This window comes from Agromyces litoreus (genome assembly GCF_040496015.1).
GTDB classification, from domain to species: domain Bacteria; phylum Actinomycetota; class Actinomycetes; order Actinomycetales; family Microbacteriaceae; genus Agromyces; species Agromyces litoreus.
Genome location: NZ_JBEPKA010000002.1, coordinates 225,818 through 242,270, shown reverse-complemented (window position 1 = coordinate 242,270; position 16,453 = coordinate 225,818). Strand labels below are relative to the sequence as shown.

Here is a 16,453-nt window from a genome sequence, read left to right as displayed (position 1 = left end):
CCCCGTTCGCCGAGCGGCCGTGGCCGTTCGCGGTGGGTGCGGGACCCTGACCTGGTGCTGCATCCGTTGCCGTCACGTTTGTTAGTACACCTTACGAACAAACCCTCGCGCAACCCTTCGGATGAAATTCGTTCATGTTCTTTACAAACCCGTGACCTTCCGCGTTCGGGCGCGCGGGGGCGCCGGACGACGACCGGGCCGGACGTCCGGGCCGCGTGTCCGGGCCGCGTCGGCCGCGGTTCAGCGCCGCGCCGCCCCCGACGATGCCGCGCCCGCCTTCACGCCGGCCGCCCCACCGGGTCCGGGCGCGCGCGCATCACGACGCCCGCCGATCGCGCGGAGCGCAGCCAGGATCGTCGCGAGGTCCACGACCTCCTGCAGCAGGGCGCCCGCGGTCGCGGGGATGAGGCCGAAGGCCGCGACGAGCATGAGCCCGACGCTCACGATGATGCCGAGCCAGATCGACTGGAGCGCGATCCGCACGGTGTCGCGGCCGATCTCGACCGCCTTCGCGGTCCGCGAGATGTCGTCGACGAGGATCACCGCCCCCGCCGACTCGCTCGCCGCCGTCGCACCCCGCGCCCCCATGGCGATGCCGACATCGGCCGCCGCGAGCACCGGCGCGTCGTTCACGCCGTCGCCGACCATGATCACCGGCCGCTCGGCGACCTCGGCCACCTCGTGCACCTTGTCCGCGGGCAGGCACTCGGCGCGGACGCGCTCGATGCCCAGCTCGGCCGCGATGTGGTCGGCGGTGGCCTGCGCGTCGCCGGTGAGCATCATGGTGTGGTGCACGCCGAGCTCGTCGAGCCGGGCGAGCGTCGCCGCCGCATCGTCGCGCAGCCGGTCGCGGGCGAGCAGCGCACCGGCGTACGCACCGTCGACGGCGACGTAGATCGCGAGCTCACCGGGGTCGATCCCGGTGCGACGGGCGGCAGGCGCGTGCTCGGCCACGAACGCGAACTTGCCGACGACGACCTCGCGCCCGTCGATGCGGGCGACGACGCCGTTCGTCGCGGCCTCGCGGGCAGTGCTCGCCTCGGCCAGCGGGATGCCGCGGTCGCCCGCGGCATCGATCATCGATGCCGCGAGCACGTGCGACGAGTACTGCTCGGCCGAGGCGACGAGTCCGAGCAGCTCGTCCTCGCCGAATCCCGCCTCCGGCCGCACCGCCACGAGCTCGGGCGAACCGTGGGTCAGCGTGCCGGTCTTGTCGAACACCGCCGTACGGGCGCGCGCCAGCTGCTCGAGCACCCCGCCGCCCTTGACGATCACGCCGTTGCGCGCGGCCCGGCTCATGCCGCCGATGAAGGCGACCGGCGCCGCGATGAGCAGCGGACAGGGCGTCGCGAGCACGAGCACCTCGGCGAAGCGCACGGGATCGCCCGACACCCACCAGGCGATGCCGGCGAGCAGCAGCGAGAAGACCGTGAACGGCACGGCGTACCGGTCGGCGAGCCGGACCACGGGCGCCTTGCTCGCGGCGGCCTCCGCCACGAGCGCGACGATCTGCTGGTACTGGCTGTCGGCCGCGCGCGCCGTGGCGGTGACCTCGACGGCGGCGGGACCGTTCACCGACCCCGAGAGCAGCTGGTCGCCGGCCCGCTTGTCCACGGGCACGCTCTCGCCCGTGATCGACGACTCGTCGACCGAGGCCTCGTCGGAGCGGAGCGCCGCATCGACCGGGACGATCTCGCTCGGCCGCACGAGCAGCACGTCGCCGGGCCGGACCTCGTCGACCGGCACGTCCACGAAGTGGTCGTCCACGACGCGGTGCGCGTGCTGCGGCGCCCGGGTCAGGAGGGCGTCGAGCTCGCGCTTGGCGCGGCGGTTCGCGTAGTCCTCGAGGGCCTCGCCGCCGGTGAGCATGAGCACGACGATGAGGGCGGCGACGTACTCCCCCACCGCGACCGTCGCGACGATGGCCGTGACCGCGAGGATGTCGAGTCCCCAGTGCCCGCGCAGGATGTCGCGCACCATGCCGATCGCCTGCCACGCGGCGATCGCGAGCGCGTACCCGCTGAACATCCAGGCGACGAGCCAGCCCAGCCCGGCCAGGCCCAGCACGATGCCCGCGAGGCCGATCGCGAGCGTGAGCGCGACGACCGGGTAGCGCCGGATGAGACGGATGCCGCGGGCCATGCCTCCATCCTCGCCGATAGGGGCGGACGCCGACCGAGCGGAGACGGCGAAGGGCCGGATGCTCGAGGCATCCGGCCCTTCGAGGACCGCGGGTCAGGGCCCGCTGCGAGCGCGCGGCTCAGGCGCCGAGGCGCGCCTTGAGGTTCGCGTCGATCGTGTCGAGGAACTGCTCGGTCGTCTGCCACTCCTGCTCGGGACCGACGAGGAGTGCGAGGTCCTTGGTCATCGCGCCCGACTCGACGGTCGTGATGATGACGTCCTCGAGCGTGTGCGAGAAGTCGATCAGCTCCTGGTTGCCGTCGAGCTTGCCGCGGTGCGCGAGGCCGCGCGTCCAGGCGAAGATCGAAGCGATCGGGTTGGTCGAGGTGGGCTTGCCCTGCTGGTGCTGGCGGTAGTGGCGCGTGACCGTGCCGTGCGCCGCCTCGGCCTCGACGATGCTGCCGTCGGGCGTCGTGAGCACCGAGGTCATGAGGCCGAGCGAGCCGAAGCCCTGCGCGACGGTGTCGGACTGGACGTCGCCGTCGTAGTTCTTGCAGGCCCAGACGTAGCCGCCCTCCCACTTGAGCGACGCCGCGACCATGTCGTCGATGAGGCGGTGCTCGTAGGTGATGCCGGCGGCGTCGAACTTCTCCTTGAACTCGGTGTCGAAGACCTCCTGGAAGATGTCCTTGAAGCGACCGTCGTAGGCCTTCAGGATCGTGTTCTTCGTCGAGAGGTAGACCGGGTAGTTGCGGTCGAGGCCGTAGTTCAGCGACGCGCGGGCGAAGTCGCGGATCGACGCGTCGAGGTTGTACATGCCCATCGCGATGCCCGAGCCCGGGGCCTGGAAGACCTCGAACTGCTGCGGCTCGGAGCCGTCCTGCGGCGTGAAGGTCATCGTGAGCGTGCCGGGGCCGTCGAACTTGAAGTCGGTGGCGCGGTACTGGTCGCCGAAGGCGTGGCGACCGACGATGATCGGCTTGTTCCAGCCGGGCACGAGTCGCGGGATGTTCGAGATGATGATCGGCTCGCGGAAGATGACCCCGCCGAGGATGTTGCGGATGGTGCCGTTGGGCGAGCGCCACATCTTCTTCAGGCCGAACTCCTCGACGCGCGCCTCGTCGGGGGTGATCGTCGCGCACTTGACGCCGACGCCGTGCTGCTTGATCGCGTTCGCCGCGTCGACCGTGATCTGGTCGTCGGTCTCGTCGCGCTTCTGGATGGAGAGGTCGTAGTACTCGAGGTTGACGTCGAGGTACGGGTGGATGAGCTGGTCCTTGATGGCCTGCCAGATGATGCGAGTCATCTCGTCGCCGTCGAGTTCGACGACGGTGCCTTCGACCTTGATCTTCGACAAGGGGCGGTCTCCTTGGGATCTCGTGGGATTGCTTGGGAAGCGAGGAAGTCTCGGGGGTGTCCGAACACGCCGTCGACCAGCTTACCGCGTCCCCGGAATATCTCGACATCGAGAGATCGGCCCCGCGTGATCGGCGTCGCCGCGCGGCGCGACCCGAGCGCATCCGGATGCATGGGGTTACCCGCGCTCCACCTCCTCCGGTTAGGCTGCCGTGCATGGCTGATCTGCGACTCGAAGAACTGAACGCGACGAACATCGTCGCCGCGAACACCCTGTCGCTGAAGCCCGGCCAGGAGCAGTTCATCGCACCGGTCACCTACGCGGCCGAGTCCACGGTCGTGAACCCGGCCACCGCGTGGCAGCGCGTCGCGCTCAGCGACGACCGAGTGGTCGGCTTCATCCACGGCAACTTCGACCCCGAGAACGAGCACGAGGAGTTCCGGGCCTGCATCTGGCGCATCAACGTCGACGCCGAGGCGCAGGGCAAGGGCGTCGGCCGGTTCCTCGCGCACGCGCTGGCCGAGGAGGCCGAGCGCCGCGGCTTCGACCGCATCACCGTGCTCTGGGAGCCGGGCGAGGGCGGCCCCGGCGAGTTCTTCCACCGCATCGGCTTCCGCGACATCGGCGAGACCCAGTACGGCGACGTCATCGGGGCGCTCGAGCTCACGAGCTAGCGACCAGGACCGGCACCAGCGGATGTCGCGACCGACCGGCGGCTTCGTCGAGGCGGTGCTCGCCGTCGTCGCCGACATCCCGCCGGGCAGCGTCATGACCTACGGCGACGTCGCCGCGGTGCTCGGGTCGCGCGGCGCCCGCGCGGTCGGCGGGGTGATGGCCAGGTACGGCGGCGGCGTGCCGTGGTGGCGCGTCGTGCGCGCCGGCGGGAGGCCGCCCGCAGGGCACGCCGAGGCCGCGCGAGCCCACTACGAGTCCGAGGGCGTGCCGCTGCGTCCCGTCGACGACGAGGACGGCTACCGGATCGAGCTCGCGGCCTGTCGCTTCCGGCCCTGACCCGCTCCGAGCACGGTGGCTCGACCACGGACCGAGCGCGCCGTCAATGCTCGACCGGAGATCCGATGACCCCCGGCGCCACCGCACGAGTCGGCCCGGGCTCCGTGACCGCGTCGGGTGCCGCCGCCTCCGGCCCCGCGGCCACGAGCAGGCCCGCTCCCGACCCCGGCAGGTCCGTCGACGCCTCCAGCGCGGCCGGCATCCGCACGGTCACGGTGGTCCCCGCGCCGCGCGGGCTCGTGAGCTCGATCGACCCGCCGACGGCGTCGACGCGGTCGACGATGCCGAGCATGCCCGTGCCCCGATCAAGCGAGGCGCCGCCGACGCCGTTGTCGCGCACCACGAGCACGAGGTCGTCCCCCTCGACGTATGCGCGCACCCAGGCCCGGGTCGCCTGCGAGTGCTTCGCGACGTTCGCGAGCGTCTCGGCGACCGCGAAGTAGGCGGTGGACTCGATCAGCTCCGGGAGCCGGCCCTCGGCCTGCACCCCGACGTCGACGGGGACCGGGCAGCGCCCGGCCAGCTCGGGGATCGCGAGCGCGAGCCCGCCCTGCGAGAGCAGGGTCGGGTGGATGCCGTGCGCGAGCTCGCGCAGCTCCTTCAGCCCCTCGTTCAGCGTGCCGATCGAGCGCTCCAGCTCGGCGGCCAGGTCCTCCTGCCCCTGTTGCCGCGCCGTGTTCGCCGCGAGGCGCAGGTTCATTCCGAGCGAGACGAGCTGCTGCTGGGCGCCGTCGTGCAGGTCGCGCTCGATGCGACGGCGCGCCTCGTCCCCCGCCTCGACGATGCGCTGGCGGGACTGCCGGACCTGGTCGAGGGTGCGCTCGAGATCGGAGCGGAGCCTGCCGTTGTCGACGGAGAGCCGGAGCGCGCTCGACACCCCGTCGAGCAGCCGCATGTTGTCGGTGAGCGCCCGGTCGTGCACGATCAGCGCGATCGGCAGCCCGGTCGGCGAGGCCACGGGCAGGATGCTGTGCCCGCGGCCCGCGTCCGCGGAGTCCATCGGCTGGCCCGAGGCGTCCACGTACCGGCCGCGATCCTCCTCCCACCAGTACACGCGCACGCTGTCGTCGCGGAGCGCCCGGGCGAGCGACTCCGCCCAGAGGCCGCGATCCGCGCCCTCACGGGTGACCTTCATCAGGTCGGCGACCCTGGCGCGCATGTTGCGCACGTGCGCGAGGCCGGCCACGAAGCTCACCGGCACCGCGGCCATCGCGATCAGCGCGACCGTGCGGAGCACCTGCCCGGGCGTCGTCGACGCGGCGTACGCGGCCGCCTGCACGACGGCCATCGACGCCCACGAGATCAGCGCGATGGGCATCACGAACGCCACCGCCCGCGCCGGGACGCTGCCGCGCACCCAGCGCACGAGCAGTCGGATGGCGATCAGCACCATCAGCCCTGCGCCGACCGCGCGGTAGCCCACGTCGATCGTGCGCAGCAGGTCCGGGGCCTCTGCGATCCGGTAGGGGTTCGGCGCGCACACGCACTCGGGGATCGACTCCGGCCCCGCGAGCGCGACCGTCCCGACCAGGTAGACCACCGAGATCGCGAGCGCGATCATGGCCACGACCCGGTCGAACCGGTCCGCGAGCCAGCCACGGGGGTACACGAGCACGAGGATGCCCGCGACCACGGCCCATCCGAGGTGCACGCCGCGCACGATGGGCCAGACCCATCCGAACTGCCCGACGACGAAGTAGAAGAACGTCTCGGGGATCCAGAGCACGACGAACAGGATCATCAGCCGCGCGGGAATCGGGTTCGGGCCGATGGCCCATGCCACGGCCGCACAGGCCGCGAACACCAGCGGGACGATCGCGTGGAGGGTCGTGTACGAGATCTCGGGCCGATCCGACGGGGGCGCCATCAGGTACCCGGAGATCTCCATGAACAGGCTCAGCGCCACGACGCCCGCGATGGTCGCGCTGCGCCAGGCCACGCGGCGTCGGTACCCGTGCTCCGCCACGGTCCGCCCCCTACCGCTGGCCGAGGAGCGTCAGCACCGCGAGCACGCGTCGGTGATGCTCGGGGGACTCCTCGAGGTCGAGCTTCTGCAGGATGCTGCGCACGTGCGTCTCCACGGTCTTCAGCCCGAGGAACAGCGTCTGCGCGATGCCGCCGTTCGAGTAGCCCTGCGCCATGAGCTCGAGCACCGATCGCTCGCGCTCGGTGAGGCGCGCGAGCGGGTCGTCGGCGCGCGTGCGCTGCACGAGCTGCTCCACGACCTCCGGGTCGACGACCGATCCGCCGGAGGCCACGGTCTGCACCGCGCGCACGAGCGTCTGCGGCTCGGAGACGCGCTCCTTGAGCAGGTATCCCGTCCCGCTTCCGGCGCCCATGACCCGGAGCGCGTACTCGGGCGTCGCGTACATCGACAGCAGGAGGACGCCCATCTCGTCGCCGCGCTCCCGGATGCGCTCGAGGGCGACGATGCCCTCGTCGCGGAACGTGGGCGGCATCCGGATGTCGAGCACGGCGACGTCGGGCGCGACGTCCGGGAGGGTCGCGAGGAGCTCGTCCGCCGTGCCCACCGAGGAGACGACCTCCAGCCCGCCGTCCTCGAGGACCTTCGCGATGCCCTCGCGGAGCAGCATCGCGTCATCCGCGATGGCCACCCGCAGCGGCCGGTCTTCCGTGCGCTCGCCCATCAGGCACCTCCGATCGAAGGCGTGCGTCAGCCCCCGACGTCCATGCGCCGCCTACCGTGAGGGTATCGCGCCGGTCGGCTCCATGGCAGCCCCGTTGTGGGGACACGGTCGTGCGCTCCGTCGGCCGGACGTGCCACGCTGTACGCAGGCCGCGTCCCTGCATCCTGCGGTCCCGTGGCGCGCGCCCGCGCCGTCGTCCCGAGGAGCGTCATGATCCGAACCGGATCGCCCGTGGCATCCGCCCCCGTCGAACCGGTCACCACGACCGGCCGCCCCGTCCGAGTCGTCGTCGTCGGCGCCGACGAACGGGTCGCCGACGTGCTGCGCCGGCTCCCCGGCGCGACGCCGTCGTTCAACCGCACCCTTCGCGTCGCGCTCGCGATGCGCGGCGGGGTGAGCCTGGCGGTGTGGATCGGCGGCACGGTCGCCGAGCTCGACCTGCTCCGCCGCATCCGCCTCGTCGACCACCGGGACGAGACGCTCGCGCTGGTGCCCGAGACGGCCGAGCGGCCGCTCACCGACGCCGTGCGCGCGCGCCTGCAGGCGTACGCCGAGATGCTCGACGCCGCCGGGTACGACCGCGTCGAGTTCGACCTGCTCGCCGGGGCCAGCGCGGGCGGCCTGAACGCGGTGGTCTACTCCGTCGCCCAGCGCGCGGGCACGGGACTCGATCGCCTGCTGCACACGTGGGGGCGGGTGGGCGGCTTCTGGGGGCTGCTGCATCCGCCGGGCGCCCGGCGCATCCTCGCGCTCATGCAGGGCGAGGACTACTTCCGCGCGCAGACCTTCCGGGCCCTCACCGAGATCTACGCGAGCGACGACCGGCATCCCGACCTCGTCGCCGACTACACCTCGGTCGACCTGTCGGCCACGGTGATCGACGCCGCCGACGAGTTCGAGGAGGACGCGAACGAGGGCCGCGGGCACTTCCGGTTCGTCGGCAGCGCGAGACATCGACTCGACAACCGGATCCCGAGCCGCACCGGCGATCCCGACGAGCGGGCCGACGACCTCGAGAACCTCTCGCGCCTCGCGCTGGCCGCCAGGTCGACGTCGTCGCTGCCCGGCGGGTTCGAGCCGGCACTGGTGGACTCGACCGCGGGACCCGCCGCATCGGAGCTCGACGACGACGAGCCCACGACGTCCGCCGCCGCCGGCATGCGCTTCGCCTTCGCCGCGCACCGGGAAGCGGACGACGCGCCCTACCGGGTCGTCGACGGCGCCGTCTTCGACAACGTGCCGATCGAGCGCGCGCTGCGCGCGGCGCGCTCCCGCGTCTCCGACCGCCGCGCCGACCGCGCGATGATCTTCCTCGACCCCGAGCCCGACCCTCCCGTCGGCGGGACCACCGCATGGGACCCGGACGCGTCGCGGTTCTTCCGCGCGATCGGCGCGATGCTGCAACGGCAGTTCCGCAGCGAGTCGGTCTCGCGCGAGGTCGCCGAGCTCGAGCGGTTCAACGCGGCGCAGCAGGTGGCCACCGCGCGATTCCACAGCGCCGCGCCCCTCGTCGCGAGCGTGCCGTGGACCGCGGCGGCGATCGAGGACCGCCGCACGGCCTACCTGCGGGGCCTCGCCGTCGAACTCGCCGACCACCTCGCCGAGACGATCTCGGGCCCCTCGATCTGGCAGCTGCACACCGAGCTGCCGTCGCGCCGGCGGTACCGGCCCGTGCCGCTGATCCGCCTGACCGGGCTCGCGGATGCCGCATCCAGGCGCTTCCAGGCGCTCACGAGCGCCGAGCGTCGATCGATGCTCGCCTCCCCGCTCGCCCTGGCCGACGCGGCGAACTGCACGCTCGGGTGGGTGCGGGCGCTCGAGGCGCTGCCCGCGGAGGAGGGCTCGCGGCACGGTCTCGTGCTGCCGGAGGTGCGCGCGGCCGCGTACGCCGCCCTGACCGCGGCCACCGCGTGGCGCGACGAGCTCACGGCCGGCGTGCTCGAACTGACCGACGCGTTCGCGCGATCCGGCGGCGGGGAGCCCGGGCCGGAGGAGCTCGACGCGTGGATCGAGCGCTGGGTCGCCGCGAGCCGGCGCCTCCGGACCGGCGAGCACTGGCTCGCCCTCGACCAGGCGGTGGCGCGGCTCCGCGTGACCGCGAAGGGCGTCGAACGCGATGCGGTCTCGAAGCGCCGCACGCTGACGCCCGAATGGGAGACCTCGGCCTGGCGGCCGCTGTCGACCTCGCCCCAGATGTCGGCCGGCGACCTGCCCCCGCTGTTCCATTCGGCCGGGATCCCGCCGGCGCTCTCCGACGTGCGCTACTGGCCGATCAGCGTCGACGAGGCGCCGGCGGCGCCCGGCGAGTTCTCCTCGCTCGTCGAGGACCGCTGGTACGCGGCGCTCGGCAGGGTCGTGCGCTCGCCCGCGCTCGCGCCGGCCGAAGCCGCGGAGGTGCTCGAGGCCGCGGCCGCGACGCCCGCACTCGACCGAGCGTCCAAGCTCGCCGGATACGGGTTCGGGAACTTCCTCGGCTTCCTGGCCCGCGACTGGCGCGTGAACGACTGGTGGTGGGGCCGGCTCGACGGCGCCGCCGGCGTCGCCCGGTTCCTGACGTCCCTCGCGCCGGGCAGGGTCCGCACCGACCTCGCCGTGCACCGCCTGCAGGACGCGGTGCTCGCCGAGGCCGACGAACCCGCCGTGCGCGCCGCCGACCTCTCCCCGCTGGAGGAGCCCCGCTCCGACGGCCCGCGGTCCGGCGCGGAAGGCGGGACCGACGCGGACGCCGATCGCGAGGCCATCGCGCGCCGGGCGCGCATGCGCGCCGGCACGGACACGCTGTTCGACCTCTCCCCCTCGTACCGGTTCTCGATCGCGTCCCGGACGGTGCGGCTGCTCGACCGGGTCGTCGTCCAGCCGACGAACCGCGTGACCACGGTGCTCGCGCAGGCGGGTCTCGCACTCCTCCGGCCGCTGCTCGTCGTCGTCCCCACCCTGTTCGACCCGCCGCGCCTCGCGCTCGTGTCCGGCTTCGTCGCGGCCGTCGCCTGGCTGCTCACGTGGGACGACGTCGAGCTCGGCTCGCCTGGCTGGTTCGTCGTCGCCGGCGTGTCCGCCGCGGCGGCGATCGTCGCGGTGCTCGCGGCCGTGGTCGTGCGACTGCGACGATGGGCGGCCATCGTCGACGAGCTCGCCGGCCCCGAGCGGAGCCGCGCACGGGCGGCACTCGACCGCGCGAGCCGGCGGGCGTGGTTCATGGCCTGGGTCGCGGTCGCCGCGGTCGTCCCCTTCTCGATCGCGCTCCTCTCGGGCAACGTCCTGCTGTTCTTCCTCTGCCTCGGCGTGATCGTCGTGCTCGGCGGGATCGCTGCACGCCTGGCCACCACGGCGACGCGAGCGCCGGTGCCCGGCCGCGAACCGCGGGCGATCGCGATGATGTCGGTGTTCGCCGTCTTCGGCGGGCTCCTTCCGGCCACGCAGCTGCTCGTCGAGCTCATCGCGGGCGACCCGCTCCCGACCTGGCTCGAGGTGCCGCGCGAGGCGAACTGGATCGTGCTCGCGGCCGGCGCGGTCGCCGTGGGCGTCACGCTCACCGTCGACTGGCTCCGGGTCGTCTACGCGCCGCCGCTCGAGGGCGGGCGCCGTCCCCGCATCGCCTGGCACCGGCGGGTGAACCTCGTGAACTGGATCACGGTGACGCTCGCCGCGACCGCGGCCGGCCTCGGGGCGTGGTGGGTCGCGTCCGTCCTCACGGACGGCGTCGCCTCGGTCATCGCGGACGCGATCGCCGCCGGCGCGTTCACGGTCGCCTGGGCGAACGTGCTCTGGTGGGTCCCCGACGCGCTCACGCGCCTGCCCGGGACCGCGGACCGGGTCGAGCGCGCCCCGCTCGACTGAGGCGGGCGGGCGCCGTCCGGCCCGGGATGCCGCGGGCTCGCGCCCACGGCATCCCGTCGATCCGGTCGCTAGACCAGGGAGTCGCGCCACGCGGCGTGCAGCGCCGCGAATCGACCGGTGCCCGCGATCAGCTCCTCGGGCGTGCCGTCCTCGACGATGCGGCCGTGCTCCATGACGAGCACCCGGTCGGCGATCGCGACCGTGGAGAGACGGTGCGCGATGATCACCGCGGTGCGGTCGGCCAGCAGGGTCTGCAGGCCCCGCTGCACGAGCCGCTCGCTCGGGATGTCGAGCGAGCTCGTCGCCTCGTCGAGGATGAGCACCGCCGGGTCGGCCAGGAAGGCGCGCGCGAACGAGATCAGCTGCCGCTGCCCCGCCGACACGCGCCCGCCGCGCTTGTTCACGTCGGTGTCGTAGCCGTTCGGCAGACCCTCGATGAACTCGTGGGCGCCGACCGCCTTCGCCGCCCCCACGATCTCGTCCGGGGTCGCGTCGGGCCGGCCGAGTGCGATGTTGTCGGCGACCGAACCCGAGAACAGGTACGCCTCCTGCGTGACCATGACGATCGCGCGGCGCAGGTCCTTCGGATGCATCCGGCGGAGGTCCACCCCGTCGAGTTCCACGACGCCGTCGCTCGGGTCGTAGAACCGCGAGATCAGCTTCGCGAGCGTCGACTTGCCGGCGCCGGTGGACCCCACGAGCGCGATCGTCTGGCCCGCGGGGACGTCGAGGTCGAACCGCGGCAGCACGATCCGCTCGGGCGTGTAGGCGAACTCCACGCCCTCGAAGCGCACGCGCCCCTCGGCCGTCCAGAGGTCGACGGGGTGTGCGGGGTCGGGCACGCTCGGCTCCTCCTCGAGGACCCCCGAGATCTTCTCGAGCGCCGAGGCCGCCGACTGGTAGGAGTTGTAGAACATCGCGAGCTCCTCCATCGGGTCGAAGAAGCGCTTCGTGTACAGCACGGTCGCGAGCAGCACGCCGACTTCGAGCGCGCCGTCGACCACCCGGAATCCGCCGACCAGCAGCACCGCCGCGACCGCGACGTAGCCGATGAACGACAGGGCCGGGTTGTAGACGGCGAAGAGCCCCAGGGCCCGCGCGTTGACGTCCCGGTAGTCCTCGACGAGTTCGCCGAAGACGCGCTCGTTGCGGCGCTGGGCACGGAACGCCTGCACCGCTCGGATGCCGGTCATCGTCTCGACGAACCGGACGATCAGCGAGGCGCTCGCGACGCGCGACCGGCGGAACACGCGCTGCGAGCGCACCTGGAACCACCGCGTGAGCAGCACCAGCGGCACGAGCGCGGCGAGCAGGACCAGACCCGACTGCCAGTCGAGCCAGAGCAGCGCGATCGCCGTGAACGTCATGTAGAGCACGCCGAGCACGAGCTGGTTGATGCCCTCGTCCATGAGCTCGCGGATCGCATCGAGGTCGCTGGTCTGGCGCGAGATGATCCGGCCCGAGGTGTACGACTCGTGGAACTCGAGCGAGAGCTTCTGCGTGTGCAGGAACACGCGCGTGCGCAGGTCGATGAGCACCGCCTGGCTGATCCGCGCCGACAGCCGGATGTACCAGGCGACGAGGAAGGCGCCGACCGTCCCGGTCAGGAGGTAGGCGAGGCCGGCGAGGCCGATCGGCATCCAGTCCTGGCGCATGAGCGCGGGAAGGCCCTGGTCGATGCCGAAGGCGATGACGGCCGGCCCCGCGACCTGGGCGGCGGTGGAGACCACGACGACCGTGATCGTGAGCCACAGCTGCGGGCGCAGCGGCCGCAGCAGCGAGCCGAGCAGCCGCAGGCTCCGCGCGCGGAGCGAGCGGGACTCCGCCCTGGTGTACTCGTCGCGCTCCTCGCCGCGCACTCCCGTGACGGTGTTCATCGGATCGCCTCCTTCTGCTGGTCGGCCGCGAGGTCGCCGGCGATCAGGCCCGACGCCTCCGCATCGGCGCGCCGCTGCTCGTCCTCGAGGCTCGAGATGACGAATCGGTAGTGCTCGGACTCGCGGAGGAGCTCCGAGTGGGTGCCGACCGCCGTGATGCGTCCGTCCTCGAGGAGCGCCACGCGATCGGCGAGCATCACGGTCGACGGCCGGTGCGCGACGATCAGGGCCGTGGTCGAGGCGAGCACGGTGCGCAGTTCGGCTTCCACGCGCGCCTCGGTCGCGACGTCGAGCGCCGACAGCGGGTCGTCGAGCACGAGCACGGCCGGATCGGCCGCCACCGCACGGGCGAGCGCCAGCCGCTGGCGCTGGCCACCCGAGAGGCTCATCCCCTCCTCGCCGACCTTCGTCTCGACGCCGTCCGGCAGCCCGTGGACGAAGTCGGCCTGCGCGATCCGCAGCGCCTCGGCGAGCACGCGTGCGGCCTCCGCGGCCACGGCCGGGTCGGACGCCGCCCCGTCCGCCAGCTCCGGGCGTCCGAGCATGACGTTCTCGCGCACCGACGCCGAGAACAGCGTCGCGTCCTCGAAGGCCATCGCGACGTGGCGGCGCAGCTCGTCGCGGGTCAGGGCCCGGATGTCGACGCCGTCCAGGGTCACCGACCCCGAGCTCACGTCGTAGAGGCGTGCGGCCAGCGCGGTCACCGTGGTCTTGCCGCTCCCGGTGAGCCCGACGAGCGCCATGGTCTCGCCGGGCTCGAGCACGAGGTCGACGCCGTCGAGGAGGTCGCGTTCGCGGGCCGGGGCATCCTGGTAGCGGAACCGGACGTCGCGGAACGCGAGCTCGCCCCGTGGGCGGTCGACGCGGGACGGCGCCACCGGGTCGGTGACCTCGTTCTCGGTGTCCATGATGTCGAAGTACCGGTCCGTCGCGGTCCGCGCGTCGAGCGTGAAGGCGAGGAGGAAGCCGATCGACTCGATCGGCCACATGAGCACGGCGGCCGTCGCGAAGAACGCGACGAGCTCGCCGACGGTGACCTCGCCGCGCGCGGCGAGCCACACCCCGAGCACGAGGCAGATCGCGAGCGCGACCGCCGGCACGACGAGGATCCACGCCCAGATGTCGGACTCGAGCCGGGCCTTCTCGATCTCGGTGGTGCGAAGCTGCTCGGCCCGGGCGCGGAACGAGCTGAGGGCGTGCTTGCCCCGGCCGAAGGCCTTCAGCACGCGGATGCCATGCACCGACTCCTCGACCGCGGTCGCGAGGTCGCCCGACTGGTCCTGGCTGCGGCGCGAGACCTCGGAGTAGCGGCCCTCGAACCGGTAGCCGACGATCCAGAGCGGGATCGAGCAGGCCAGGAAGACCAGGCCGAGCATCCAGTTCATCGAGATCAGGACGATCGCGCCGACCACGATGACCAGCAGGTTGCCGACGAGCAGCACGAACCCGAAGGCGAGCCAGCGACGGATGAGGCCGAGGTCGCTCACGGCGCGGGAGAGCAGCTGGCCGCTCGGCCAGCGGTCGTGGAAGCTCACCGGCAGGTCCTGCAGCTTCGCGTAGAGCGCATCGCGCATGCGGGCCTCGACGCGCGTCGTCGGCCCGATCACGAGCCAGCGGCGCACGGCGAACATCGCCGCCTCGGCCGTGCCGAGGGCGAGCACCAGGAGGGCGAGCGGCAGGACTGCGGCGCGATCGCCGTCCGCGAGCGGGCCGTCGACGATCGACTGCAGCACCTGCGGGATGGTCAGGGCGATCAACTGCGCCACGAGGTAGGCGATCGTGCTCGCGACGATGGCGATCATCGCCCGTCCGATGTAGGTGCGCAGGCGCGCGAGCGCGCGGACGGTCCCCGCGCGCGGCGCGCGGGGAGGGTGGAGGGTGGGATCGGTGGCGGTCACGCCGGGTCCTTCCGGGAATGCGCGAGCGGTCGCGTCGGGGCGACGTCGTCGAGCGGACTCACGAGTGCGGCGCGCAGGATCGCGCGCGGACGGCGGAGCGCGGAGCTCCGCGGAAACGGCCGGCTCCCGCCGGCGGACGGTGTCGGAGCTAGTGCCCGGCGACCGTGACGGGGAGGGCAGGCGTCGGGACGAATGCACCGAACGCCGCGACCGAGCGGGCGGGAATGCCGGTGTACTTCATGTCGTCCTCCTGCGTCGCGATCACGAACTCATGGCCGTCGGATGGGTCCCCAGCGGCCAGCCCTTCAGGCTATGCCCACGGGCACTCGGGGCACAAGAGGGAATCTCGACGCCGACGCGACGGCGTCGCGACCGCGCGCCCGCGGTCGGGTCAGCGCACCCGCACCGACATGCAGGTGACGCACCCCTCGAGCTTCTCGAACTCGCTGATGTCGACCGTGACCACCCGGTACCCGAGTCCGGAGAGCAGCTCCGCCGTCCGGGGCGCGGCGGCCGACATGAGCAGCGTCTCGTCCGAGAGGATCACGACGGCGACGCCCTCGGGCTCGGGCACCGCGAGGAAGCGCGGGAACAGCGTCGTCGTCTCGAGCAGGTCCGGGTACCCGATCACGGTGCCGTCGGGCAGCGCCGTCGCGGCGCTCTTCAGGTGCAGCGCCCGCGTCATCGGCACCGCCACGACCGTGTACCCGAGCGGGGCGAGGATGCCGCGCAGCTGTCGGATGCCCTCGGCGTTCGTGCGGGAGGACGCCCCGACGTACGCGGTCGAACCGACCTTCAGCACGTCGCCGCCGTCGAGCGTGCCGGGCGCCGCGATGCGCGCCACGGAGACGCCGGGAAGCGCGCGCACCGTCCGCTCGACGGCGTCGACCTCGGTGGCGCGGGACTCGGCGCCGGGGTTCGTCAGCACGGCGGTCCCGCCGAAGAACACGACCGTGTCCTCGATGAACACCGAATCGGGCAGTTCGGGGGCGGCGTCGACCTCGAGGGTCTCCCACCCCTCGGCCACGAGCGCGGCGCAGTAGTCGTCCCACTGCTCGTCGGCCTTCGCCTGGTCGACCGCACGGCGCTCGAGGTGCGTGAGCTCGGCCTCGTCGAGGTTCGACGCCGGGATGCGCACGAGTGCGAGGTGGCGCGTGCTCCGTCGCGCGCGGTGCCGGAACACCCATCGCGCCACGCGCGGCGCGAGGAACATCTCGCCGAGCACTGCCGCGAGGATGAACGCGAGGTTGAGCCCGAGCAGGCTCGAGAGCACGAGCGAGAACACCTGGGCGGTCACCGGCACGCCGCTCGAGGCGATGTTGGCGCTCGCGGCCATGAGGGCGGCGAGCACCGCCGAGGTCAGTCCGACCGGCAGCGCGAGGAACCACGCGCGCAGCGCGCCGACCGCGTTGCCGATCGAGAGCAGCCCCCAGAGCACCACTGCGGCCAGCGCGAAGTAGGGCGCGACTTGGCCGATCACCGCGGGGTTCTGCTCCCGGGCGATGAGGTTCGCCAGGACCCCGGCGCCGAAGGCGAGGAGCGCGACCGACCCGGCCGAGGCCAGCGCCGCGATCGAGCGGCGCGCGACCGTGGCCTGCGCGGGGCTCGGGACGGGCACGGCAGGGGGCTGGGTCGCAGGGGGCGGCGTCATGCGCACGAGCCTATCGGCCGTGCGATGGCCGGTTGCGCGGCCGACGCGAGCGC

At 72.9% G+C, this 16,453-nt stretch carries 10 protein-coding genes; 3 read left to right on the top strand and 7 right to left on the bottom strand.

The annotated features are described in order from the left end of the window. Nucleotides 1–240 precede the first annotated feature (240 nt). Both ABME01_RS02725 and ABME01_RS02720 read right to left on the bottom strand, forming a co-directional pair. Nucleotides 241–2,142, bottom strand: coding sequence for a heavy metal translocating P-type ATPase (locus tag ABME01_RS02725; protein ID WP_353826813.1), 1,902 nt, complete (start codon nt 2,140–2,142; stop codon nt 241–243). Nucleotides 2,143–2,260: 118 nt separating this feature from the next. Next, nucleotides 2,261–3,478: an NADP-dependent isocitrate dehydrogenase gene (locus tag ABME01_RS02720; protein WP_353826812.1), complete on the bottom strand. Its 1,218-nt coding sequence runs from the start codon at nt 3,476–3,478 to the stop codon at nt 2,261–2,263. 215 nt (nt 3,479–3,693) lie between these two features. Between ABME01_RS02720 and ABME01_RS02715 the strand changes: the two genes are divergently transcribed. Next, a complete protein-coding gene (locus tag ABME01_RS02715; protein ID WP_353826811.1) occupies nt 3,694–4,152 on the top strand; it encodes a GNAT family N-acetyltransferase in 459 nt (152 codons plus the stop codon). A gap of 22 nt (nt 4,153–4,174) precedes the next feature. Further along, nucleotides 4,175–4,489: an MGMT family protein gene (locus ABME01_RS02710; protein WP_353826810.1), complete on the top strand. Its 315-nt coding sequence runs from the start codon at nt 4,175–4,177 to the stop codon at nt 4,487–4,489. Between the two features lie 43 nt (nt 4,490–4,532). Here the strand turns inward: ABME01_RS02710 and ABME01_RS02705 are convergent, their stop codons facing one another. After that, nucleotides 4,533–6,455 (bottom strand): sensor histidine kinase, encoded by a 1,923-nt coding sequence (locus tag ABME01_RS02705; RefSeq protein ID WP_353826809.1) that lies wholly within the window; start codon nt 6,453–6,455, stop codon nt 4,533–4,535. 10 nt (nt 6,456–6,465) lie between these two features. Continuing rightward, nucleotides 6,466–7,137: a response regulator gene (locus tag ABME01_RS02700; RefSeq protein ID WP_353826808.1), complete on the bottom strand. Its 672-nt coding sequence runs from the start codon at nt 7,135–7,137 to the stop codon at nt 6,466–6,468. Nucleotides 7,138–7,347: 210 nt separating this feature from the next. On the opposite strand from ABME01_RS02700, the gene ABME01_RS02695 reads away from it, so the two are divergent. Further along, on the top strand, nt 7,348–10,974 hold the full coding sequence (locus ABME01_RS02695) for a DUF3376 domain-containing protein (RefSeq protein WP_353826807.1): 3,627 nt from the start codon (nt 7,348–7,350) through the stop codon (nt 10,972–10,974). A gap of 68 nt (nt 10,975–11,042) precedes the next feature. Here the strand turns inward: ABME01_RS02695 and ABME01_RS02690 are convergent, their stop codons facing one another. From ABME01_RS02690 to ddaH, 3 genes are all read right to left on the bottom strand, one after another. After that, complete coding sequence (locus ABME01_RS02690; RefSeq protein ID WP_353826806.1) at nt 11,043–12,851, bottom strand: ABC transporter ATP-binding protein; 1,809 nt, start codon at nt 12,849–12,851, stop codon at nt 11,043–11,045. Beyond that, nucleotides 12,848–14,749, bottom strand: a complete 1,902-nt coding sequence (locus tag ABME01_RS02685; protein ID WP_436407385.1) for an ABC transporter ATP-binding protein — start codon at nt 14,747–14,749, stop codon at nt 12,848–12,850. Before ABME01_RS02685 ends, ABME01_RS02690 begins: the two co-directional genes overlap by 4 nt. Before the next feature lie 391 nt (nt 14,750–15,140). Then, the gene (ddaH, locus tag ABME01_RS02680) at nt 15,141–16,400 is read right to left on the bottom strand and encodes a dimethylargininase (protein WP_353826805.1); all 1,260 of its coding nucleotides are present in this window, start codon (nt 16,398–16,400) and stop codon (nt 15,141–15,143) included. Nucleotides 16,401–16,453 lie beyond the last annotated feature (53 nt).